The organism is Streptomyces sp. NPDC051133, from assembly GCF_040682635.1.
Classification (GTDB): domain Bacteria; phylum Actinomycetota; class Actinomycetes; order Streptomycetales; family Streptomycetaceae; genus Streptomyces.
In genome coordinates this window covers 1-20,955 of sequence record NZ_JBFBBK010000066.1, presented here as the reverse complement: position 1 = coordinate 20,955, position 20,955 = coordinate 1, and the positions used below count along the sequence as shown (strand labels likewise).

The following is a 20,955-nucleotide window of genomic DNA, read 5'->3' as shown; positions in this document are numbered from 1 at the left end:
CACGGGCCCGGGGCGGCCGGCTACGACCCGGTCGGCGTGAAGGACAGGGTCTGTTCGGCCGCGGTGCGTCCGCCGCCGACGGAACTGCGGCCGGTGTCCGTCCAGGTGCGCACCGGTGTGGTCTCGGCGAGCCGGCCACTGGTCCCGGAGAGGCCGAGGACGAGGCCGCTGTAGCGGTTGACCAGGCGGTAGGTGCCGTCGCCGGCGGCGCTCGGGATCACGAACCACTCCTGTCCGACGGTCGGCCCGCCGGCGCGTACGGCGGTGGCGGTGGGCCTCGCACCCCAGGCGCGCCCGGAGTTGCCGGTCGCGCCGACGCCGAGCAGCCGGCCGCTGGCGGCGTTGGTGAGGGTGAAGGCGCCGTCACCGGTCGGGGTGAAGATCCAGGACGCGCGGCCGGAGCCGGTGGGCCCGGCCACCGAGGTGGTGGCGGAACCGCCGGCCTGGGCGAGGACGCGGCCCGCGCCACTGGCGATGCGGTAGCGGCGGCCGGTGTCCACGGGTGCGGCCGCGGGCTTCTGGGTGTCGACGGCGACGTCGACGTACTCGCCGGAGGCGTCGTGCGAGCAGCCGAAGGCGCAGTACGAGCGGAACGACTTGCCGACGATCGCGGAGCTGGTGCGGTTGGCGCGGTCCAGGAACCAGCGGTACCAGGAGGCGTTGGTGTAGGTGCCCGTGTCCCCGACGAGGTGCCACTTCTGGCTCGTCAGGTCGTCGGTGGCGTAGAGGTACTGCGGCGAGTTCCCGCTCTGGTCGACGGCCTGCGGTCCGCCGAGGTAGAGCCCGAGGTAGGCGTCGTAGGTGATGTTCATGACGAACAGCGGCGAGGTCGGGGGCATCGTGCCGGCCGCGATCTGCTGGGCGGCGGTGCCGGTGTTGGCCGGGTCGTACTCGGCGGAGGCGGGGGTGTAGCCGGTGGGGTGGCCGGCGTCCACGGGGACGATGTCGCTCTCCCTGCCGCCCGTGCCGGGCTGGGACCAGGCGCCGTCGTACCACTTCTGCCAGGAGCCGGGGGCCATCTTGGCGGCGATCGGGGCGCGGGCCACGTGCTCGTAGAAGGCCTTCCAGCCGCCCTTCTTGTCGATGACGCGGGAGCCGTAATACACGTAGAAGTAGCCGGAGGCGGTGTCCGTGAAGAGACGCTGGTCGCCGTCGCCGTAGGAGTACGTCTGGTTCGGGAAGGCGGCGGTGTCGCCGCGCCGGGTGCTGTACGGCGACGTGATCACGTGGTCCTCGATGGTCCACGTGCGGCCGCGGTCGGTGGAGACGGCGTAGTCGATGGCGTCGTAGTGCAGTCCGTCGCCGAAGGGCTGCGGGGTGAACTCGTTGTGCACGAGCCCGTACCAGTCGCCGGTGTCCGGATCGACCCACACGCCGCTCAGGTCGCAGTAGTTCTTCTGGGCGTAGCCCGAGCCGCTCGGCGCGTACGTCGCCTCCCGGCCGGTGGGGCTGTTGTTGCACCGCGAGGTGGTGTCGTCGTTGCGGTCGGCGGCGTCGGCGGGATTCACCGCCTTGCTGAGGGTGTTGTCGAAGCCGGCGGTGTCGAAGTCCTTGCCGGTGTAGAAGTCCCAGGTGCGCGGGTCGGTGGCGCCGTAGAGCGCGGCGGACTGCTGGTAGTGGAAGGTGCCGTCGCGGTCGAGGTAGGGGGTGGCGGGGGTGTCCGTGGGGTGGGTGAACGGTACCGGGGTCCCCACGGTCACGCTGTAGGTGGCGTCGGCGGGTGTCGCGGCCGAGGCCGGGGACACGGTGCCGGCGCCCAGGGCCAGGGCGGCGGCCGCGGCCACGGCGCCGCCTGCTCTGTTCAAGAGTCGCACGGGTGCTCCTTGTTGCCGATGGGCCGGTTGCACGGAACGATCCGGCTCCGGCGGCCGGCCCGGCAATGGACTCCAGTGCTCCGCCTCTTGCACTTTCGCGCGCGTGTGGGCCGGTCAGCGGTCCTCGGCGGGGGCTGCGGGCAGCGGCTCGTCCCAGGCCAGCTGGCGGATCAGCCGCTCGTCCGGCGCCGGGGGTCCGGCCATGACGGGCGCGGGGCGGGAGGGGGTGCGCGAGCCGCGGGAGATGCCGCCGCTGACGGTGATGTTGTGTTCGGCCCGGGGGCGGCGGTGCCGCTCGTAGGCGGCGAACGCGCCGTGCCGGTCGGGCAGGTCGCGCAGCGCCTTGGCGAGGACGACGGCGTCCTCCAGCGCCATCGAGGCTCCCTGGCCGGTCGCCGGGGAGGCCGCGTGGGCCGCGTCGCCGATGAGCAGGACGCGTCCCGTGTGCCAGGGTGCGCCGAGCGGCAGTTCCGTGGCGTCGGTGACCATGATCGCGTCGCCCGTGGCCTCGACGAGACCGGCGGCGGGTGTGTCGTCCGGGCGCAGCAGCGGCAGCAGTTGCTCGCGCCAGGTGCCGGACGGCCGGCCGGCGGGCGTGCCGGCGGGCAGCGGTTCGCCCGCGACCCGGGCGAACCAGTACGACTCCCCCGCCGGCGACACCGCGTACCCGAAGGCGGCCCCGCTGCCCCGGATCATCGTGATGGCGCCGGTGCCCTCGCCGGCGGGTGCGGTGTCGGTGCAGCCGTAGAACACCCGCTGGCCCGCGTAGGCGGGTCGTACCGAGGGGGTGATCAGCCCGCGCACCGTCGACCTGAGTCCGTCGGCGCCGATGAGCAGGTCGCCGGTGGCGGTGCTGCCGTCCTGGAAGCGGGCGGTGACGCCGTCCGGGCCGTCCGTCACCGACTCCAGCCGGGCGCCGTGGCACAGCCGGATGCCGCGCCGGACGGCCTCGGCCCGCAGGGCCGCGTTCAGTTCGCCGCGGCGCAGACAGCGGTAGCGCAGGGCGGGGTCGGCGGCCTCGCCCAGCGGCGCGTTCGCCAGCTCCGTGCCCCCACTGTCGAGCAGGCGGAGCGAAGTCAGCGGAAAACCGACGGCCGTGACGGCGTCGGTGGCGTCGAGTTCGGCCACGGCGCGCATGCCGTTGCTCGCCAGGGTCAGGAACGCGCCGATGTCCTCGGCCGAGTCGGGGTGGGCTTCGTGCACGGAGACGTCGTGTCCCGCCTTGTGCAGCCCGAGCGCGGCCGCGGTCCCCGCGATGCCGCCGCCGATCACCAGTACCCTCGTGGTGCCCGTCCGCCTCACGTACCGCTCCTCGCGCCGTCGGTGGTTCGCGGCCATCCAAGGACAGACGGGGGCCGGCCGGAGCGCGCGGGGTCGAGATCCGGACACGGTCGGCACCGCCGGGCGGAGCGACGAGAGGACGCAGGGTGGAGGAACCGGGATTCGGGGTGCGGCTCACCGGGGTGGGCGACCGCCGGGCGGACGTCGTACGGGCTCTGCGGACGGTCACGGGACGGTCCGCCTGGGGCAGCGCCGGGCTGCTGAGCGCTCTCCCCGCCCCGGCCGTCGAGGACACCTGGTTCGAGAACGCCCGGGCCGCCGCGGAGCGGCTGCGGGAGGCCGGGGCCGAGGCGGAGGTGGTCTGCGGGTGGTGTGCGCGGGTGGTGCCGGCGGACGGGGCCCCGATGGAGCGCGGACCCTGTGCGTCCGGTTTCTGGCGTGCCGCGGACTGCCGCGCGAGCGCCCCCTGACCGGCGCACTGTGCGCAGGAACGCTTCGATCTGACGGGTTTTCGGCGGTGAAGTGGGTACTCACCGGCCATGCGGGTGAGCGTGGTGGATGCGGGATCGAACACGGTCCGACTGGTGATCGCGGATGTGGAGGGCGGTGTTCCGCTGCCGGTGCACACCGTCAAGTGGAAGCTCCGCCTGTCCGAACACGTCGGTCCGGACGGCACCATCGCCGACGAGGCGGTGGAACAGCTGGTCAAGGCGGTGGCAGCGGCGGGGGCCACGGCACGCAGGTGGCACGCGGCGGGCCCGCTGGCCTTCGCGACCGCGGTGGTGCGCGGCGCCCCCAACCGGCAGGAGGTGCTGCGGCGGGTGGCGTCCGGCACCGGGATCCGTATGTGCACGCTGCCCGGTGAGACCGAGGCCGAGCTGACCTTCCTGGCGGCCCGCCGCTGGCTGGGCTGGAGCGCGGGGCCGCTCGCGCTGCTCGACATCGGCGGCGGCTCGCTGGAGGTGGCCTTCGGCCGGGGCCGGCTGCCCGACTTCGCCGCCTCCCTGCCGCTCGGCGCCGGCCGGCTCACCCAGGAGCACCTGGGCGTCCAGGACCCGCCCGGGCCGGACGAGCTGAAGGCGCTGCGCCGCCGGATCAGACACGAGCTGCGGGACGTGGCCGCGCGGATCCGCTGGGAGGGGCCGCGCACGGCCGCCGTCAGCTCCCGGACGTTCCAGCAGCTGGCCCGGCTGTGCGGAGCCGCGCCCGGGCGGTACGGGCCGTTCGAGCCACGGGAGATGGACCGCCGGGACCTGCGCAAGGCGGTCGGCACCCTCGCCGCCCTGCCCGCCGCCGAGCGCTCCCAGCTGCCCGGCATCTCCGCACCGCGCGCCGCCCAGAGCCTGGCCGGAGCGGTCGTCGGGCACACCGCGCTGAAGCTCATGGGGCTGCGCGGCGCGGTGGTCTGCCCGTGGGCCATCCGCGAGGGCGTCCTGCTGCGCTACGCCGAGGACGGCGCCGACTGGTGGACGGACACCACCGGGACGGGCGACGGTGCGGCACCCTCTCCCGCGACGCCCCTGCGGATAGCGAGCCCGACCGCGTGACCCCGGGGCGCGGAGCGGTGGTTCGTGTTTCTCCAAAGTCCGCCGAAACGCGCTAGAGCATGTAGCGATCATGACAACAGCGGGGTAGTCATGCCGGTATGCCCTTACGTCGATCACGATCGGGAACGAAACGCCTGGCCGCCCTCGTGGCCACGGCCGCACTGCTCCTGGCCGGCTGCGACAGCGCCGGCGGCTCCTCCCACGACGGGCGGCAGCAGCTGACCGTGGCCGCGCTGCCGCTCACCGACTCGGCCGCCCTCTATCTCGCCCGCGACCGGGGCCTGTTCGCCAAGGAGGGCCTGGAGGTGCGCATCCGGCCCGTGCAGCAGAGCATCCAGGCACTGCCCGCACTGCTCAAGGGCCAGGTGAACGTGATCGCGAGCGCGAACTACGTCACCTACTTCCAGGCGTACGAGAAGGGCACCCTGGACCTCCGCGTCCTCGCCGAGGGCGTCCGGATCGCCCCGCACATGATGGACGTCCTCGTCTCCAGGGACTCGGCGCTCAAGTCGCCCGCCGACCTCGCGGGCAAGAAGGTCGCCGTCGCCGTCCTCAACAACATCCAGTCCCTCACCCTGAACGCGATTCTCGACGCCGACGGCGCCGGCCGTCCGGTCTACCGGCAGATCCTCTTCCCGCAGATGGGCCCGGCCCTGGACCAGGGCCAGGTGGACGCCGTCCACGCGGTCGAGCCCTTCGACACCGCGATCCAGGGTGCGTCGGGCGCGCGGGTGCTGCTGGACGGCGGGGCGGGACCGGCGCGGGGCCTGCCGGCCAGCGGTTACGTCACCACGGGCGACTTCGTGGCGAAGCACCCCAAGGCAGCCGCGGGCTTCCGGCGGGCGATCGAGGCCGCCTCGAAGATCGCCGCGCGGGATCCGGCCGCCGTGCGCGCGGAGCTGCCCAAGTACACCAAGGTGACCGCGGAGCAGGCGAAGTCCCTCCACCTGCCCGCCTACCCGGCGACCGCCGACGCCGCTCAGCTGCGCAGGCTCATCGCGCTGATGCGCGAGCAGGGGCTGCTGAAGAAGAACGTGGACCCGGCGCCGCTGCTGGTGCCATGAGGCGGCGTCAGGAATTCCTGCTGGGCCTGCTCGGCGCCGGCCTGGCCTTCGGCGGCTGCGAGGCGGTCTCCCGGGCCGGGCTCGTGCGGCGCGACTACCTGCCGCCCGCCTCCGACGTCCTCGGGCGCGCCGTGCGGCTGGCGGGCGACCCGGCCTTCCTGGACGGGGTCGGCGTGACGCTGCGGGCGTGGGCACTGGGCCTCGGTCTCGCCTGCGCGATCGGCGTGCCGCTGGGACTGCTGCTCGGTGCGGTACCGGTCGCCGAGGCCGCCGTGCGGGCGATCGTGGAGTTCCTGCGGCCCCTGCCGTCCGTCGCGCTGATCCCGCTGGTGTCGCTGCTGCTCGGCGCGGGCACCGGAACCGAGGTGACGCTGATCGCGTACGCCTCGCTGTGGCCGGTGCTGTACAACACCGTCCACGGCCTCGGCGAGACCGATCCCCTGGCCAAGGAGACCCTGCGTGCCTTCGGCTTCGGCCGGTTCGCGGTGCTGCTGCGGGTGGAGCTGCCGTGCACCGCCCCGTTCATCGCCGCCGGGGTGCGGATCTCCGCCGCGGTCGCCCTGATCCTGGCCGTGGCGACGGAGCTGCTGTCGGGCTTCGGCGACGGCCTCGGCATCTTCATCGCCCAGGCGGAGACGGCCACGGACGGCACGCGGGACGTGCTGGCCGGGGTGGTGTGGGCGGGGACGCTGGGGCTGGTGATCAACAGCGTCCTGGTGGGCGCGGAGCGGCGGTTGTTCGCCTGGGCCCACGAACCCCCGGACGGGCGCGGCACGGCGGGGCGGTCCCGGCAGGTGAGCCGCGCATGACCGGAGCCCCGGACGACCCCTTCCTCCCCGAGGACCTCCCCTCACCCCGCCCCGGCCGAGGCGCGCCCACCCCGCCCCGGCCCGGCCCCGACGACACGGCCTCGCGGGCCCCTGCCCCGGGCGGGGCGCGGCCGGGGCGCCCCCGGCGCCGGGTGGTCCCGCGGGGCCGCCCGGACCTCCGTGCCCCGGCCGCCCCTCGCCCGGCCTCGACCGGGCTTGCCGCCTCCCGCCACGACGGCCGGTCCGCCCACGGTGCCGGGCCCTTCCTGCTGCGGTGGTCGGTTCTCGTGTTCGCCCTCGCCTGCTGGGAGTTCGCCGCCCGTACGCGGGGCAGCGTGTACTTCCCGCCGCCCCTGCGCATCGTCCGGCACGCCCGTGACCTCTGGTTCTCGGGGCCTGCCGGGCATCTGTTCCTCACCCCTGCCGCCGTCGGCACGATCCTGCCCAGCCTGGGCCGGATGGCGGCCGGGTTCCTCCTCGCCGCCGTCGCCGGGATCGGCCTCGGGACCGCGGTGGGCCGCTCGCGGCGCGCCCACGCCCTGTGCAACCCGGTGCTGCAGTTCGCGCGGGCCGTGCCGCCGCCCGCGCTGGTGCCGGTGTTCGTCGTCGTCCTCGACTTCGGTACGCCCATGCAGGTGGCGTCGATCGCGTTCAGTGCCGTGTGGCCGGTGCTGGTCAACGCGGCGGAGGGCGCCCGCGCCACCGATCCGCTGCGACTGGAGGTGGCCGCCGTGCTGCGGCTGACCCGGGCCGAACGGCTGCGGTTCCTCGTGCTGCCGTCGGCCCTGCCCCGGATCTTCGCCGGGCTCCGGCTGAGCCTGTCGCTGAGTCTGATCCTGATGGTGTTCTCCGAGCTGCTGCCGGGGAGCGACAACGGCATCGGCTTCACCCTCACGGACGCCCAGACCCGCTCCGACCTGCTCACCGTGTGGGCCGCGCTGCTCCTGCTCGGCGCCCTCGGGCATCTCCTCAACACCGGTCTGCTGGCGGTCGAGAAACGGCTCGTCGGCCCAGGGAGGACGGCATGACGACGACCACGGTCCGGGACGCGGTCGTACGGTTCCTGCGGGACACCGGTATGACCACGGTGTTCGGCAATCCGGGCTCCACCGAACTGCGGATGTTCCGCGACTGGCCGGACGACTTCCGCTATGTGCTGGGCCTGCAGGAGTCCGTCGCCGTCGGCATGGCGGCCGGACACGCGCTCGGCACCCGGCGCGCCGCCTTCGTCAGCCTGCACTCCGCCGGCGGGGTGGGGCATGCGCTCGGTGCCGTCTTCAACGCCTACCGCGACCGGGTGCCGTTGGTGATCGTGGCCGGTCAACAGGCGCGCTCGCTGCTCCGGTTGCGGCCCTTCCTCGGCGCCGACGAACCGGCCCTCTTCCCCCGCCCGTACGTGAAGTCCGCCCGCCAGCCTGAGCGGGCGGAGGATGTGCCCGCGGTGCTCGCGGAGGCGTACCGGACCGCGATGACGCATCCCCGGGGTCCCGTGTTCGTGTCCGTGCCCGAGGACGACTGGGACCAGGCCGCCGAGCCCGTCGAACCCCGGGCGGTGCACGCGGAGTTCACCGCCGGCCCGGAGCCGCTGCGCGCGCTCGCCGCCCGGCTGGACGCCTGTGCGCGCCCGGCGCTGGTGGTCGGCCCCGGCGTGGACGACGAGGGCGCGCTGGACGAGGTCCGGGCGCTGGCCGAGCGGACCCGGGCCGGGGTGTGGATCAGCCCGCTGTCCGGCCGTTCCGGGTTCCCGGAGTCGCATCCGCTGTTCCAGGGGTTCCTGCCGCCGGTCGCCGGGCAGCTCGCCGCGCGGCTGGCGCCGTACGACGTGGTCGTCGCCCTCGGCACCCCGGTGTTCACGTATCACGTGCCCGACGCCGGGCCGCCGCTGGCGCCGGGCACCGAGCTGTTCCACCTGGACTGCGACCCGGGCCAGGCCGCCTGGCTGCCCGTGGGCACCAGCATCGTCACCACCCTGCGGCCGGCCCTGGCCCGGCTCGCCGAGCTGCTTGCGGAAGCGGACCGCGAGCCGCCGCCGCCCCGCCCGGCGCCCGCGGCCGCCCCGGCGGCGGACGGCCTCACCCCGGAGGTGTTCTTCGACCACCTGCGTGCCCGGCTGCCGCGCGACCGGGTGCTCGTGGAGGAGGCCCCGAGCCACCGGGACGCGCTGCACGCGCGCGTGCCGGTCGACCGGGACGGCGGCTTCCTCACCACCGGCAGCGGGGCGCTCGGCTGGGGCCTGCCGCTCGCGGTCGGCCGGGCGCTCGCCGACGGGCGCCGGGTGGCCTGCGTGGTCGGCGACGGCTCGGCGCTCTACTCGGTGCAGGCCCTGTGGAGCGCCGCCCGGTACAGGGCGCCGGTCACCTACGTGCTGCTGGACAACGGCGGGTACGCGGCCGTGCGGGCGCTGGGCCGCCGCATCGGCGTCGCACCCGTCCCGGGTACGGACATCACCGGGGTCGACTTCGCGGGCCTCGCGGAGTCCTTCGGCTGCCCGGCGGCCCGCGCCGCACACCCCGAGGAGCTGCCCGCGGCCCTGGACCGGGCGCTGGGCCTGGACGACGACGCGGGTCCCTTCCTGCTGCACCTGCGGGTCACCGGCAGCGCGGGCACCCTGTACGAGCCCTGGGCCGGGTGAGGGATGCTGCGCCTCGACGCCGTGAGCCGGCACTTCGGCCACCATCACGTGCTGGACCGCATCAGCCTCACCGTGCCCGACGGACAACTGCTGTGCGTGGTCGGGCCGTCCGGCTGCGGCAAGTCCACGCTGCTGCGCACCATCGCCGGGCTGCTGCCCGCGCAGGAGGGCACGGTCACGGTCGACGGGACACCGGTGACGGGGGTGCCCGAGCGGCTCGCCGTCGTGTTCCAGGAGTACGGCCGCTCGCTGCTGCCCTGGCTGACCGTCCGCGACAACGTGGCCCTGCCGCTGCGCCGCCTGGGCCTCACCCGTGCCGCCCGCCGCGCCGAGGCGGAGGCCATCCTGGAGCGGGTCGGCCTGCACGGCGTCGCCCGGCGCCGCCCCCGGGAGCTGTCCGGCGGCATGCAGCAGCGGGTGGCCATCGCCCGGGCGCTGGTGTGCCGGCCCTCCCTGCTGCTCATGGACGAGCCGTTCGGCTCGCTGGACGCCCGTACCCGTGAGGATCTGGAGGACCTGCTCCTGGAGGTCCACCGGAGCGACGGCACGACCATCGTCTTCGTCACCCACGACATCGACGAGAGCGTGTACGTCGGGGACCGCGTCGTCGTCCTCTCCCCCGGCCCCGGCTCCCGGATCGTCCATGACCTGCCGGTCGGCCTGCCCGCGGAGCGCGACCAGATCACCACGCGCGGCCTGCCGGACTTCGTGGCGCTGCGCACGGAGGTCGGACGGGCGGTACGCGGCGGCTGAGGCATCCTGGAAGGCGCGCCCGGAGACCGGGAGGCGGCCGGGAGGCGGCGGGGATGCGTGTCGGGGAGCGGGAGGTGGCGGGCATGCGGTGGTGGGCCGGTGGGTGCGCTGTCGCCGCGGTCGTCGTGGTCGCCGCGGTCGCCGTGGCGGCGGGGTGCGGGACGTCGGCGGGCGGACCCGGAGCGGGGGCGTCCGAGGGGCGTGCGCCGAGGCCGTCGTCGTCCGCTCGCACTCCCGGGTCCCCGGGGCCGTCGTCGTCCGCTCATACCCCCGCGTCCCCCCGCCCTTCGCCGCCGCCCGCCTCCCCCGCCTCCCCGCGCCCTACCGCGCCGTCCGCTCCTTCCGGGGGTGCGGCCCCGCGCTGTGCCGCCGGGCGGGCCGAGATCGCCGTCTCCCCCGGTGACCCGGTACGGCAGCGGCTGTGCGTGCGCCCGGGCACGACGGTCACGCTGGTGCTGCACCCGCGCCTGGACGACAAACGCTGGGGCGATGTGCTGAGTTCGGCCCCGGCCCTCGTCGTACCGTCCGGCCGGCGTGTGGACGCCGACGGCACCGCGCACGCCGTGCTGCGCTGCGCGGGCACCCGGGGCGGTGCCGCCGTGATCACCGTGGCGGCCCGGGCACCGGACGTGGCGGGTGCCGCCCGCACCGCCTTCACCCTGGACCTGACCGTGGTGCCGTACACGCGGGAGGGGTGACCCCGGAGCCGGGAGTCACCCCTCGTGCCGGGCGGGCGGTCAGCGCAGCGAGCGCACCTTGACGGTGGCGATGCCCCGGCCGTGCGTGGCGGCGTACAGCGTGCCGCCGTCGGGGCTCGTCTTCAGCTGGAGGACCGCGACGGCCGGCAGGCTGCCGACGCGCTCCCAGGCGGTGCGGCCCGGCGCCCGGTAGACCACGCCGAGGTCGGTGGCGACGGCGAGGCCGCCGTCGGCGGTGACCAGCGCGGAGTTGGTGGGCACGTCGGGCAGGTTGGCCGAGATGTCCTTCCAGGTGGTGCCGCCGTCGGTGGACTCGAAGACGTGGCCGACGCCCGCGCCGGGGCCCTCGGTCCAGTGCCGTGAGAAGCCGTTGACGGCGAGGAAGACGTGGTCGGCGTTCTTGGGGTCGACGGCGAAACCGCTGAGGTAGCGGTTGGGCACCGTACCGTCCACGGGGAGGCTGATGTCGTGCCAGCCGGTCCCGTCCGCGTTGCCGACGGCGATGCCGCGGGCGAAGCCCTGGTTGTTGCAGGGGCCGCACCAGGCGGCGTAGATCTTGCCGCCGGACGCGGCGACGGCGGTCGCGGTGCGGCCGGCGCCCAGGTCGTGGACGCCGGTCCACTCCTTGCCGCTGCGGATGGCGTAGCCGTGGCTCTGGACCCAGATGTGGCGGCCGCCGGCGACCCAGACGTCCCCGTTCTTCATGTCGGCCGCGAGCGGGGCGATGAAGCGGGCCTCGCTGGTGGCGTTGTCGGGCGGGGCGACGGAGTAGGAGGTGGCCTTGCTCGGGTCGGTGACCCAGCTGCCGTCGTTCACGGCGCAGTTCTGGGTGACCTGGACGGCCAGGTAGACGTACTCCTGGGCGATGTTGCAGCCGTTGGCGGGGTCGGTGAGGGTGTCGCCGCCGTCACCGCCGAAGTCGGAGCCCATCACCTTGTCGTCGCCGCGCAGGACGGACTGGCCGTTGTCCTGCAGGCCGCCGGTGACGGCGAGGCCGCCGTGGCCGGGGTCCCTGCCGATGCCGACGGAGTAGTACTGCAGGGTGTCGATGGTGCCGTCGTTGAGCGAGGTCCAGTCGGTGGCGTGGCCGGAGGCGTCCTGGGCGCCGTTCACCGGGCGCTTGTAGACACCGCCGTCGTTGCCGACGTACACGAAGCTCTTGCCGTGGGAGCGGCCGATCGCGACGCCGTGCTGGTCGGAGTGGGTGGTCGGGTTGCAGTCGCCGGTCTGCTTGGCGGGGTCGATGCTCCAGCAGGAGAAGCCGAAGTTCCAGTACGGGCCGACGGTGGACCAGCTGCCGCCGCCGTCCTTGGTCTCGTAGACCTCCTCCAGGCCCGCGTACACGTGCTGGGCGTCGGCCGGGTCGACGGCGAGGAACTGGTTGTACCAGGCCTGCACCCCGGGCATGTAACCGGGCGAGGTCAGCGCCGAGTTGTCGGCGGCCAGCCCCTTGTAGTCGGCGATCTTCGTCCAGGGCCCGGTCGGAGAGCCGGACTTGGAGACGTAGATGCCCTCCAGACCGCTGTCCGGGTTGGTGTTCAGCTGCTCCGGGGACTGGTCGATGGCGTAGTAGCGGGAGCCGTCGGCGGAGCGGGCGAAGGTGACGTTGCCGACGTTCTCCGCGTCGGCCGGGAGGTCACCGAGGCCGCTGCTGATCCGGGTCCAGACGCCGTTCACCCGGGTGTAGAAGCCGTTGTAGTCGTCGCCGCTGCGCCAGCCGACGGCCAGGACCACCTTGGACGGGTCCTTGGGGTCGATGGCGATGTCGTTGGCGATGTTCTTGTAGGGGGCGTCCGGGTCCTCCGCCTGCGAACCGCCGGGCAGGAAGTCCGGGTTGGGCGCGAACTCCAGCTTCCAGGGGCCGCTCAGCCTCTGCGTGGAGTGGCTCCACACGCCCTCGCTGGTGGCCGCCCACACCTTGCCGCCGCCGAAGCGCAGCTCGTGGATGCTGGTGCTCTCCAGCTCGTCGCCGCCGACCCGGCTGCGCGCGGAGAAGGTGCCGTGGTGCGGGTGGGTGAGGACGTAGACGCCGCTGCCGAGGTAGGCGTCGGCGTTCGTGGTGGCCTCACCGGTGCCGAGCCACAGCCGGCCCGCGCCGTCGAGTGCGAGGGCGCCGGTGGACTGGGCGGGCAGCCGGTCGCTGATGGGCCGCCAGTGGCCGCCGCCGGTGCGCGAGCGCCAGACGCCGCCGCCGGCGCTGCCCGCGTAGACGTAGCCGTCGTCGTCGGCGGCGATCGCCGCCATGCGTCCGGTGACGTTCCCGCTGCCGCCGCTGGAGTTGGAGTCGATGTCGCGGTAGCGCGGGTCGTCGGAGTCGTACGGCAGGTCGGTGATGGTGCGCCAGCCGCCGCCGGTGCTCCTGAGGTGGCCGAGGTCGCGCCAGGCGGCGCCGTACGCGCCCGGGGCGACGACACCGGGTGAGGTGCGGGCCTCGGCGTACTGGTCCGCTCCCTCGGCTATCTCGTCCGCCTCGTTGCCGTCGTCGTCGTCCGCCGACAGGTGCGGTGACATCGCGCCCACCGACCGCTCGCGCTCCTTGGCGAGTTGGGCGAGGGTGCGGGCGCCGAAGGGACTGGTTCCCCGGCCGGACGCGGCGGCGGGGGGCAGGGCGACGAGCGCGGCGGACGCGGTGAGCGCGCAGACGGTGAACCACCGTCTTCTGCGCGTTGGGACTGACACGGGACCTCCCGGAACAGGGCATCGACTCGGCCGACGCAGGAGACCCGATCACGCGGCGGTGCGAACGTCCGCCACTTGGCGAATTTTTGACGAGAACCTGCCATCAATCGCCGTCCGGGCGGGCGATTTTCCGGGCGGGGGCGGTGCGGGGCTCAGGCTGTGCCCCTTGAGGGACATCAGCAGGGACGGGCCGGTTCGAGCACGGCGGTCCCCCGCCCCTTGAGGCCGCCGCGGCCTTCGCCACCGGCGGTGACGACATCGGAGGTCCACCTCTCCGTGCCCGCCACCGCCGGTGTGGAGTGCCACCGCCGGTGTGGAGTACCGCACCATCCCCCGCCGGTCGCCAGGGCGCTCGGCCGCCGGGGGCACGTCCTGCCGCCCCTGGTGCCGATCGCCCCGGGTCCGCTCATCCCGATCGAGGGCGGTGCGTTCGGGCCGCGGGGGCGGCGGCCCGGCCCTGGGTGCGCAGGTGGCCCACCGTCCTCAGGAGGCGGTCGGCGGGTTCGCGCAGCCGGGGATGGGCCAGGACGGTGTTCCGCAGTCCGCGTACCGGCCGGCGCCACAGCCGTTGCGCCGCGGCCACGGGGTGGGGCCGGGCGGCGAAGCCCTCGCCGACCCGCAGTTCGCGGGTCTTGAGCCAGTCCTTGTACTCCTTGTCGCCGCGCCCCAGGTCGACCAGGGTCACCCCGTGCCGGGCGGCGGCCTCGGCGGTCCTCAGGTGCATCATCAGGCCGGGCGAGTAGTAGTGCAGGTCCGGGTCGTACGCGGTGAACCAGGCCGCGAGGACGGTGCTGGAACGGGGGCCGAAGTGGGCGGCGACCGGCCGGTCCCCGGCGTAGAGCACGGACAGCACGCCGGTGAAGTGCTCCTCGCGGACGTGGAAGAGGTGGTCGACGAGGTCCACGATCCAGGGCCGCGAGAACCGGTCCATCCGCCCCGTCCGGCGGTACTGGGCGGACTTCCACTCCATGAGCGTGCGCAGGACCCGCGGGTCCCGCTCGTCGAACTCGAACCGCACCTCGCCGATGTCCCGCCCGAGCCGGCGTTCCTTCTTCAGTGTCGTCTTGGCCAGCCCCGGGTAGGCGCCGCGCAGCCACTCCGCGTAGCCGCCGTCGCCGGGCTTCACGTCGATCACCGGAGAGGCGAAGGTGCCGGTGACGTGCGGGGCGAACGGCTGCTGCTCCTGCACGAGATGGTCGAACTCGAAGATGCTGAGCCCGCAGGCGCGCAGCAGCTCCCCGGCGTCCCAGGTGACGCCGGGCCGGTGCACGAGGGCCTGGCAGTCGGACAGGCCGAGCCCGATGGCCCGGCCGGTGCCGAGGGGCCCCCGCTCGTACGGGAAGAACCCGACCGCCTCGCCGCCCTCCCGCAGGACCGCCACCCGCACCCCGCGCCGGTGACGGCCGACCCCTGTCGTGAACTCCGGTGCCAGAAAAGGATTCGCGTACTCGGGTGACTCGTCCATCGCCCGGTGCCAGGCGCCGCGCAGCTCGGCGGTCAGGTCACCGGGTCTGTGGATGGTGATCTCCACCTCAGCTCGCCCGCCCTTCCACCGCTTCCGCCAGGGCACTGGCGGTTGCGGCACAGGCCGGTGAGGCGTGTGGATCATGGCTGATGGATCGCATGGGCGACCGCTCCCCCCACGACGCGCCGGGCGCGTCCTGCCATTTCGTTCCGTTGTCTGCGGTTCCCCGCCGTGCGCCACTGCCCAAACCTCGCGAAACAGCACGCACACCGTCAAGGGTGCCTCAGGCGACGGATGATCCGCCATGGGTCTGCGGACATCGGTGATGAGTCAGGACGGATGACGAGATTCTCCCGCGTGGCCGGCGACCCGGCCCGCCCGCGCGGTATTGACATGAACCTGCGCCACCCTCGAGGCTGCGTGCGTGAAGTTGCTCGATTGATGCTTATTTCGAGCGCTTACGAGCACGAACAGCGCAAGCCGTAGCAACAGTCAGTCCGCAATGGTGCGATGGGAGCTGTTTTGGCCGTGCGAAGACTCCGACACCGTGTGCCGTGGCCGGCCTGGGTTCCGCTGGGGCTGGTGACCGTCCTGGCGGGAACCGCGCTCGCCGCCCCGGCGCCCGCCAGGGCCGAGGCCCGGGCGGCCGGCGCCGTCCTCGACTCCGCGCACAACAGCGTGAGTTGGCAGAGCCCGGTCTACGCCAAGGGCACCGGCGGCGGCACCGAGAGCTGCCCCGCCGCCGGCGCCGACCCCGACGACAAGGTCTGCGACCGCTTCGACCTGACCGTCTCGGTGCCCGACGGCTACTGGAACGACAACCCCGAGGGTGGTGTCCCGCTGTCGGTCAAGTGGGAGAAGCCGTCCGACGACTTCGACCTCTACGTGTACGACGACCACGGCAAGCAGGTGGCGTCCAGCGCCGGCACCGCCGACCCGGAGGCCACGGTGATCCCGCGGGCGTCGGGGACCTACCACGTGGTGGTCGTGCCGTACGACGTGCACGACAACTCCTTCACGGGCACGGCGTACCTGCCCGCGACGACCGACGCCGGTGATCTCACGTCCTTCTCCGGCGGCGACGGCAGCTACACCGTGCGGGCGGGCGGCCTCACCGCCCGGGCCGACTTCCTGACCGGCGGACGGCTCCGGCTCCAGGCCGACCCGTCCGGCTCGCTGAGCGACCCGGCCGGCACCGCGATCGTGCGCGAGCAGCCCGCCCCGCAGCGGCACACCTCGTCCTTCGACGCGGGCGACTACTACGGCATCCGCTCCCCGGAGGCCGTCCTGCGCGTCTACAAGCAGCCGCTGCGTTTCGGGCTGTACAAGCCCGACAACCGCACCCGGATCTGGCAGGAGGACAAGCCGCTGCGCTGGTCCACCGGCGGGATGCGGCAGAGCCTGACGCGGGGCGCGGACGAGCAGTTCTTCGGCGGCGGCGAGCAGAACGGCAGCTTCTCGCACCGCGGACAGACCATGTACGTGGCCAACAGCTTCGACTGGGACGAGGGCGGCTACAACAACTCCCAGCCGTTCTACCTCTCCAGCGCGGGTTACGGCGTCTTCCGCAACACCTTCGCGCCGGGCGTGTACTCCTTCGGCTCGCCGGTCACCACGGGCCAGCAGGAACGGCGGCTGGACGCCTACTACTTCCTCGGCGACGCCAAGCAGGTGATCGGCGCGTACACGGCGCTGGTCGGCAAGCCGTTCATGCCTCCGGTGTACGGCCTCGAACCCGGTGACTCCGACTGCTATCTGCACAACGCCAACCGGGGCGAGCGGCACACCCTGGACGCGCTGAAGGTCGCCGACGGCTACACCGAGCACGGGATGCCGCTCGGCTGGATGCTGGTCAACGACGGCTACGGCTGCGGGTACGAGAACCTGGAGCAGACGGCGAAGGGACTGCAGGACCACCACGCCCAGCTCGGTCTGTGGACCCAGGACGGCATCGACAAGCTCGCCGATCAGGTCAAGGCGGGCCAGCGGGTGGCCAAGCTGGACGTGGCCTGGGTCGGCAACGGCTACAAGTTCGCGCTGGACGCCTGCGACGCGGCGAAGAAGGGGATCGAGGACAACAGCGACGCCCGGGGCTTCGTGTGGCTCCCGGTGTCCTGGGCCGGCGCCCAGCGGTGCGGGGTGCTGTGGAGCGGTGACCAGAGGCTGTCCTGGGACTACATCCGCTGGCAGATCCCGACCTACGCCGGGGCGACCCTGTCCGGCATCGCCTACAACACCGGCGACGTGGGCAGCATCTACCGCCACGACCCGAAGATGTACGCCCGCGACCTGCAGTGGAAGGCGTTCCTGCCGGCCATCATGACCATGGACGGCTGGGCCACCGACCTCACCACCAAGAGGCCCGCCGACCAGCAGCCCTGGCTGGACGGTGAGCCGTACACCTCGGTCAACCGCACCTACCTGCAGCTCAAGGAGCGGCTGCTGCCGTACATGTACACGCTGTCCGCCGAGGCGGCGAAGACGGGTGTGGGCGCGGTGCGTCCGCTGTGGCTGGAGTACCCGGACGACCCGGGCACCCTGACCGACCAGGCGAAGTACGAGTTCCTGTCCGGCCCCGACTTCCTCGTCGCGCCGGTCTACCAGGACTCCGACACCCGCGACGGCATCTACCTGCCGAAGGGCACCTGGACCGACTACTGGACCGGGCGCACCTACCGGGGGCCGACCACGGTCAACGGCTACCACGCCCCGCTCGACACGCTCCCGCTGTTCGTGCGCGAGGGCGCGATCGTCCCCATGTGGCCGAAGGGCACGACCAGTTGGCAGACCCGTGACCGGCACGAGCTGGACTGGGACCTGCATCCGGCCGCGCACGGCACGAGCCGCTACACGCTGTACGAGGACGACGGTGTGACCCGCGACTTCGCGCAGGGCTCCGCCGCCACCCAGCGGGTGTCGCTGCACGCGGACGGCAGGGGGACCACGGTGTCCGTCGGTGCGAGCCGGGGTGACTACGCGGGCAAGGTGGACGCGCGGACGTACCGGTTCACCGTGCACGGCACCGGCGCGCCCGCGCGGGTTCTGCTGAACGGGCGTCAACTGCCCGGCTCCGCCTGGTCGTACGACTCCGGCACGCACATCACCACCATCACCACGCCGGGCCTGCCGCTCGACCGGGGCTTTGGTCTGCGGGTGGTCGAGGGGAGGTAAAGGAAACGCATGGTCTAGTCCAAAGAGGAAGTTGGTCTAGTCCAACTTATTGACGTGACCCCAACACCTCCCAGAGCCTGGGGCGACTCCCCACCCCACCCCCTCTGGGAGGCACCCCATGAGACCTCTTCGGGCCTGTCTGGGCGCGGCGGCAGCCGTCACGCTCGCCGCCGCCGGGACGACCGCGCTCGTCGCGGGCAGCGCCTCGGGCGCGGCCACCGCGCTCGACAACCGCTGGTACGCCGCCGCCCCCTATCTGATGCCGCTGGACAACGACCCACCGGATGCGGCCGCCATCATGGACGCGAGCGGCCTGAAGGCGTTCCAGCTGGCCTTCGTCCTGGCCCCGAACGGCGGCGGCTGCTCGCCCACCTGGGGCGGCACGGCCCCCGTCTCCTCCGACACCGCCGTGCAGTCGGTGATCAACACGATCCGGAGCAAGGGCGGTGACGTCTCCGTCTCGATCGGCGGCTACGGCGGCACCAAGCTCGGCCAGGCCTGCTCCGACGCCGCGTCCACGGCGGCGGCGTACCAGCAGGTCATCACCAAGTACGGGCTGCACGCCATCGACTTCGACCTGGAGGAGCCGGAGTACGAGAACACCGCGGCCATCAAGAACGAGATCGGCGCGGCCAAGATCCTGCAGCAGAACAACCCGGGGCTGTACGTCTCCGTGACGACCGCCGGCACCGCGGACGGCACCGGCTGGTTCGGCAAGCAGATGCTGCTGGAGGCCAAGTCGCAGGGGTTCACCCCGAACAACTTCTCCATCATGCCGTTCGACGGCGGCTTCAACGGGGCGGCGAGCCAGACCGGCGCGCTGACCAACTTCAACTCGATCCTGCAGTCGACCTTCGGCTGGGACCAGGCGACCGCCTACGCCCACGAGGGCTTCTCCGGCATGAACGGCCGCAGCGACACGGGTGAGTACTTCACGCAGGCCGACTTCCAGACGGTGCTGGACTACGCGACCAGTCACCACATGGACCGGTTCACGTTCTGGTCCCTGAACCGCGACCGGCAGTGCAGCCCGCCCGACAACGGCGGCCGCACGTCCGGCACCTGTTCGAGCGTCACCCAGAACGCGTGGGACTTCGCCAAGTACTCCGTGAAGTTCGCGGGCGTCACCCCGCCGACCACCACGCCCACCCCCACGCCGACGCCGACCCCCACTCCCACCTCCTGCAAGACGGCGTGGAGTGCGTCGGCGGTGTACACGGCCGGGAACGAGGTCTCCTACGGCAAGCACAACTGGAAGGCCAAGTGGTGGACCCAGAACGAGGTGCCCGGCACCTCGGAGTGGGGGCCGTGGCAGGACGAGGGCGCCTGCTGACCCTCTTGACGTGTCTGGTTCAGACCTCTAGCTTCTCGGGTCACCGGCGGCCAAGGATGCGTTCAGCGTTCATCATGCTGAACGCATCCCGGTCGAACGTCCGGTCCGGACGTCCGGTCCGACGAAGGGACCCCCCACATGACCCGATCCCGGCTCCTCGCGGTGACCGCCACCGCGGGACTCGCCCTCGCCCTCGGCGCCCTCGGCTCCGGCAACGCGGGGGCCGCAGACCCGCATGTCGCGCCCGGCGGCAACTTCGACCTGTCGGTCTGGCAGCTCCAGGAGCCCGTCGGCTCCCCCGGCAAGCCCACCACCGTCCCGTCGTCCCGGCTGCAGGGCGCGAACGGCTATCAGGACGCGTACTTCTACACCGACACCCGTGACGGGGCGATGACCTTCTGGGCGCCCGAGAAGGGCGTGACCACCCCGAACTCGAACTACGCCCGCTCAGAGCTGCGCGAGATGAACCGCGACGGGAGCGCCGCCGACTGGTCGCTGTCCGGCGCGCACCGGCTGAGCGCGACCCTGCGGGTGGTGTCCGTGACGAAGAACGTCTGCGTCGGGCAGATCCACCTCGGCTCGGGCGGCTCCTCCACGAAGCCGCTGCTGGAGCTGTACTACCACGCGAACGGAGACATCGTCCTCGGCACCGAGGACTCGCCGTCCGGCGGACAGACCCCGCACACCGTGGGCCACGTGTCCATCGGCAAGACCTGGAGCTACACCATCGCCGTCTCGGGCGGCGATCGCATCGACCTGACCGTCAACGGCACCACCACGCACTACGGCATCCCGTCGTCGTTCCAGCAGTACAAGCAGTACTTCAAGGCCGGCTCCTACAACCAGTCCTCCTCGGACAGCACCACGAGCGGCGCCCGCGTCGCGTTCTACGGGCTGACCGTCAAGCACGGGTGACACGTGCCGCGACCTGCGCAATTGGTGCATTTGGGCGGACCGCCGTAGCGTTCGATGTGCGGTCCGACACAGCACGACTGGCAGGAGCGGCCATGCGCGGATCTTTGACGGGAACGGCGATCACCCTGGCGGCGGGCGCCCTGCTCACCACGGCCATGACGACGGCGTCGGCCAGCCCGGCGGCCACGACCCCGAAGGCCGCTCCCCCGCGGCCCGTGCTGGTCGACTGCCAGTGGCAGCGCGACATCCGTCCGGCCGACTTCATCCTCGCCTGCGGCGACGGCAACAGCCGGCTGGCCGGACTCCACTGGAAGCACTGGGGTTCGCAGGGAGCGAAGGCCGTGGGCGTGAACTGGGTCAACGACTGCAAGCCGTACTGCGCCGCGGGCACCTTCCGCCCCTACCCGGTGACCGTGCGCCTGGACCGTCCGCAGCCCTGGCAGAAGGACCCGAACGTCCAGCACTTCACGCGGATGAGCCTCACCTACGCCGGCGCCCGGCCGGACGGCTTCCAGCGCGTCGTGACGTACCCGCTCTGGAACTGAGGGCGCTCTGGAACTGAGGGCGCGACACCCCGTCGTGCGGCACACCCGCCGCGTCCCCGCCTCCACCGAACCCTTCGGACCCGCCGGTCGAGGCGAGGCGGCGGCCCGGACTTCCCGGCGCCCCGCCTCGACGACACGGCCCCGTGACACCTTCTAGAAGCCGACGGCCTCGCCGAGGTCGCCGACGGGGAGCAGTACGTTGTCGAAACCGAGCAGTTCGTAGGACTCTTTGTCTGACATGTCGTCACA

Annotated in this window: 15 protein-coding genes and 2 pseudogenes; 12 read left to right on the top strand and 5 right to left on the bottom strand. The window is 73.1% G+C overall.

Annotation, left to right across the window (positions count from 1 at the left end):
- Nucleotides 1-20 precede the first annotated feature (20 nt).
- Nucleotides 21-1,814 (bottom strand): RICIN domain-containing protein, encoded by a 1,794-nt coding sequence (locus AB0N17_RS40010; protein WP_366016590.1) that lies wholly within the window; start codon nt 1,812-1,814, stop codon nt 21-23.
- Between the two features lie 114 nt (nt 1,815-1,928).
- Nucleotides 1,929-3,116, bottom strand: coding sequence for an FAD-dependent monooxygenase (locus AB0N17_RS40005; RefSeq protein ID WP_366016589.1), 1,188 nt, complete (start codon nt 3,114-3,116; stop codon nt 1,929-1,931).
- 125 nt (nt 3,117-3,241) lie between these two features.
- Here AB0N17_RS40005 and AB0N17_RS40000 point away from each other — a divergent pair, with 125 nt between their 5' ends.
- The 8 genes from AB0N17_RS40000 to AB0N17_RS39965 all read left to right on the top strand — a co-directional run bounded on the left by AB0N17_RS40000 (nt 3,242) and on the right by AB0N17_RS39965 (nt 10,598).
- Complete coding sequence (locus AB0N17_RS40000; protein WP_366016588.1) at nt 3,242-3,565, top strand: hypothetical protein; 324 nt, start codon at nt 3,242-3,244, stop codon at nt 3,563-3,565.
- A 69-nt stretch (nt 3,566-3,634) separates the two neighbouring features.
- Nucleotides 3,635-4,642 (top strand): Ppx/GppA family phosphatase, encoded by a 1,008-nt coding sequence (locus tag AB0N17_RS39995; protein ID WP_366016587.1) that lies wholly within the window; start codon nt 3,635-3,637, stop codon nt 4,640-4,642.
- A gap of 146 nt (nt 4,643-4,788) precedes the next feature.
- Nucleotides 4,789-5,706 (top strand): ABC transporter substrate-binding protein, encoded by a 918-nt coding sequence (locus tag AB0N17_RS39990; protein ID WP_366016586.1) that lies wholly within the window; start codon nt 4,789-4,791, stop codon nt 5,704-5,706.
- Nucleotides 5,703-6,515: an ABC transporter permease subunit gene (locus AB0N17_RS39985; protein WP_366016585.1), complete on the top strand. Its 813-nt coding sequence runs from the start codon at nt 5,703-5,705 to the stop codon at nt 6,513-6,515. Before AB0N17_RS39990 ends, AB0N17_RS39985 begins: the two co-directional genes overlap by 4 nt.
- The gene (locus AB0N17_RS39980; RefSeq protein WP_366016584.1) at nt 6,512-7,543 is read left to right on the top strand and encodes an ABC transporter permease subunit; all 1,032 of its coding nucleotides are present in this window, start codon (nt 6,512-6,514) and stop codon (nt 7,541-7,543) included. The genes AB0N17_RS39985 and AB0N17_RS39980 overlap by 4 nt, the downstream gene beginning before the upstream one ends.
- Nucleotides 7,540-9,147, top strand: a complete 1,608-nt coding sequence (gene mdlC, locus AB0N17_RS39975; RefSeq protein ID WP_366016583.1) for a benzoylformate decarboxylase — start codon at nt 7,540-7,542, stop codon at nt 9,145-9,147. Before AB0N17_RS39980 ends, mdlC begins: the two co-directional genes overlap by 4 nt.
- Before the next feature lie 3 nt (nt 9,148-9,150).
- Nucleotides 9,151-9,900: an ABC transporter ATP-binding protein gene (locus AB0N17_RS39970; protein ID WP_366016582.1), complete on the top strand. Its 750-nt coding sequence runs from the start codon at nt 9,151-9,153 to the stop codon at nt 9,898-9,900.
- A gap of 425 nt (nt 9,901-10,325) precedes the next feature.
- Nucleotides 10,326-10,598 carry an acetyl-CoA synthetase gene (locus AB0N17_RS39965; RefSeq protein ID WP_366016581.1) on the top strand — a complete coding sequence of 91 codons (273 nt, stop codon included), beginning with the start codon at nt 10,326-10,328 and terminating at the stop codon, nt 10,596-10,598.
- A gap of 39 nt (nt 10,599-10,637) precedes the next feature.
- Here the strand turns inward: AB0N17_RS39965 and AB0N17_RS39960 are convergent, their stop codons facing one another.
- Together AB0N17_RS39960 and AB0N17_RS39955 are read right to left on the bottom strand one after the other, a co-directional pair.
- Nucleotides 10,638-13,277, bottom strand: a complete 2,640-nt coding sequence (locus AB0N17_RS39960; protein ID WP_366016580.1) for a glycosyl hydrolase — start codon at nt 13,275-13,277, stop codon at nt 10,638-10,640.
- Between the two features lie 406 nt (nt 13,278-13,683).
- Entirely contained in the window at nt 13,684-14,808 is a 1,125-nt protein-coding gene (locus AB0N17_RS39955) for a GNAT family N-acetyltransferase (RefSeq protein WP_366016579.1), read from the bottom strand.
- Between the two features lie 966 nt (nt 14,809-15,774).
- On the opposite strand from AB0N17_RS39955, the pseudogene AB0N17_RS39950 reads away from it, so the two are divergent.
- The 4 genes and pseudogenes from AB0N17_RS39950 to AB0N17_RS39935 form a co-directional block, all read left to right on the top strand.
- Nucleotides 15,775-17,817 (top strand): annotated as a pseudogene (locus AB0N17_RS39950) (TIM-barrel domain-containing protein); the annotation flags it as partial.
- A 214-nt stretch (nt 17,818-18,031) separates the two neighbouring features.
- Nucleotides 18,032-19,246: a chitinase gene (locus AB0N17_RS39945; RefSeq protein ID WP_366016578.1), complete on the top strand. Its 1,215-nt coding sequence runs from the start codon at nt 18,032-18,034 to the stop codon at nt 19,244-19,246.
- A 138-nt stretch (nt 19,247-19,384) separates the two neighbouring features.
- Nucleotides 19,385-20,161, top strand: coding sequence for a polysaccharide lyase family 7 protein (locus AB0N17_RS39940; RefSeq protein WP_366016577.1), 777 nt, complete (start codon nt 19,385-19,387; stop codon nt 20,159-20,161).
- Between the two features lie 92 nt (nt 20,162-20,253).
- On the top strand, nt 20,254-20,706 hold the full coding sequence (locus AB0N17_RS39935; protein ID WP_366016576.1) for a hypothetical protein: 453 nt from the start codon (nt 20,254-20,256) through the stop codon (nt 20,704-20,706).
- Between the two features lie 156 nt (nt 20,707-20,862).
- Here AB0N17_RS39935 and AB0N17_RS39930 read toward each other — a convergent pair.
- Nucleotides 20,863-20,946: pseudogene (locus AB0N17_RS39930) on the bottom strand (VOC family protein); the annotation flags it as partial.
- Nucleotides 20,947-20,955: the final 9 nt, after the last annotated feature.

What these genes read in the sequence shown, in the direction of transcription:
- AB0N17_RS39995 (WP_366016587.1), top strand. Translation starts at nt 3,635, where the DNA reads ATGCGGGTGAGCGTGGTGGATGCGGGATCGAACACGGTCCGACTGGTG.
- AB0N17_RS39935 (WP_366016576.1), top strand. Translation starts at nt 20,254, where the DNA reads ATGCGCGGATCTTTGACGGGAACGGCGATCACCCTGGCGGCGGGCGCC.
- mdlC (WP_366016583.1), top strand. Translation starts at nt 7,540, where the DNA reads ATGACGACGACCACGGTCCGGGACGCGGTCGTACGGTTCCTGCGGGAC.
- AB0N17_RS39980 (WP_366016584.1), top strand. Translation starts at nt 6,512, where the DNA reads ATGACCGGAGCCCCGGACGACCCCTTCCTCCCCGAGGACCTCCCCTCA.
- AB0N17_RS39940 (WP_366016577.1), top strand. Translation starts at nt 19,385, where the DNA reads ATGACCCGATCCCGGCTCCTCGCGGTGACCGCCACCGCGGGACTCGCC.
- AB0N17_RS39970 (WP_366016582.1), top strand. Translation starts at nt 9,151, where the DNA reads ATGCTGCGCCTCGACGCCGTGAGCCGGCACTTCGGCCACCATCACGTG.
- AB0N17_RS39945 (WP_366016578.1), top strand. Translation starts at nt 18,032, where the DNA reads ATGAGACCTCTTCGGGCCTGTCTGGGCGCGGCGGCAGCCGTCACGCTC.
- AB0N17_RS39985 (WP_366016585.1), top strand. Translation starts at nt 5,703, where the DNA reads ATGAGGCGGCGTCAGGAATTCCTGCTGGGCCTGCTCGGCGCCGGCCTG.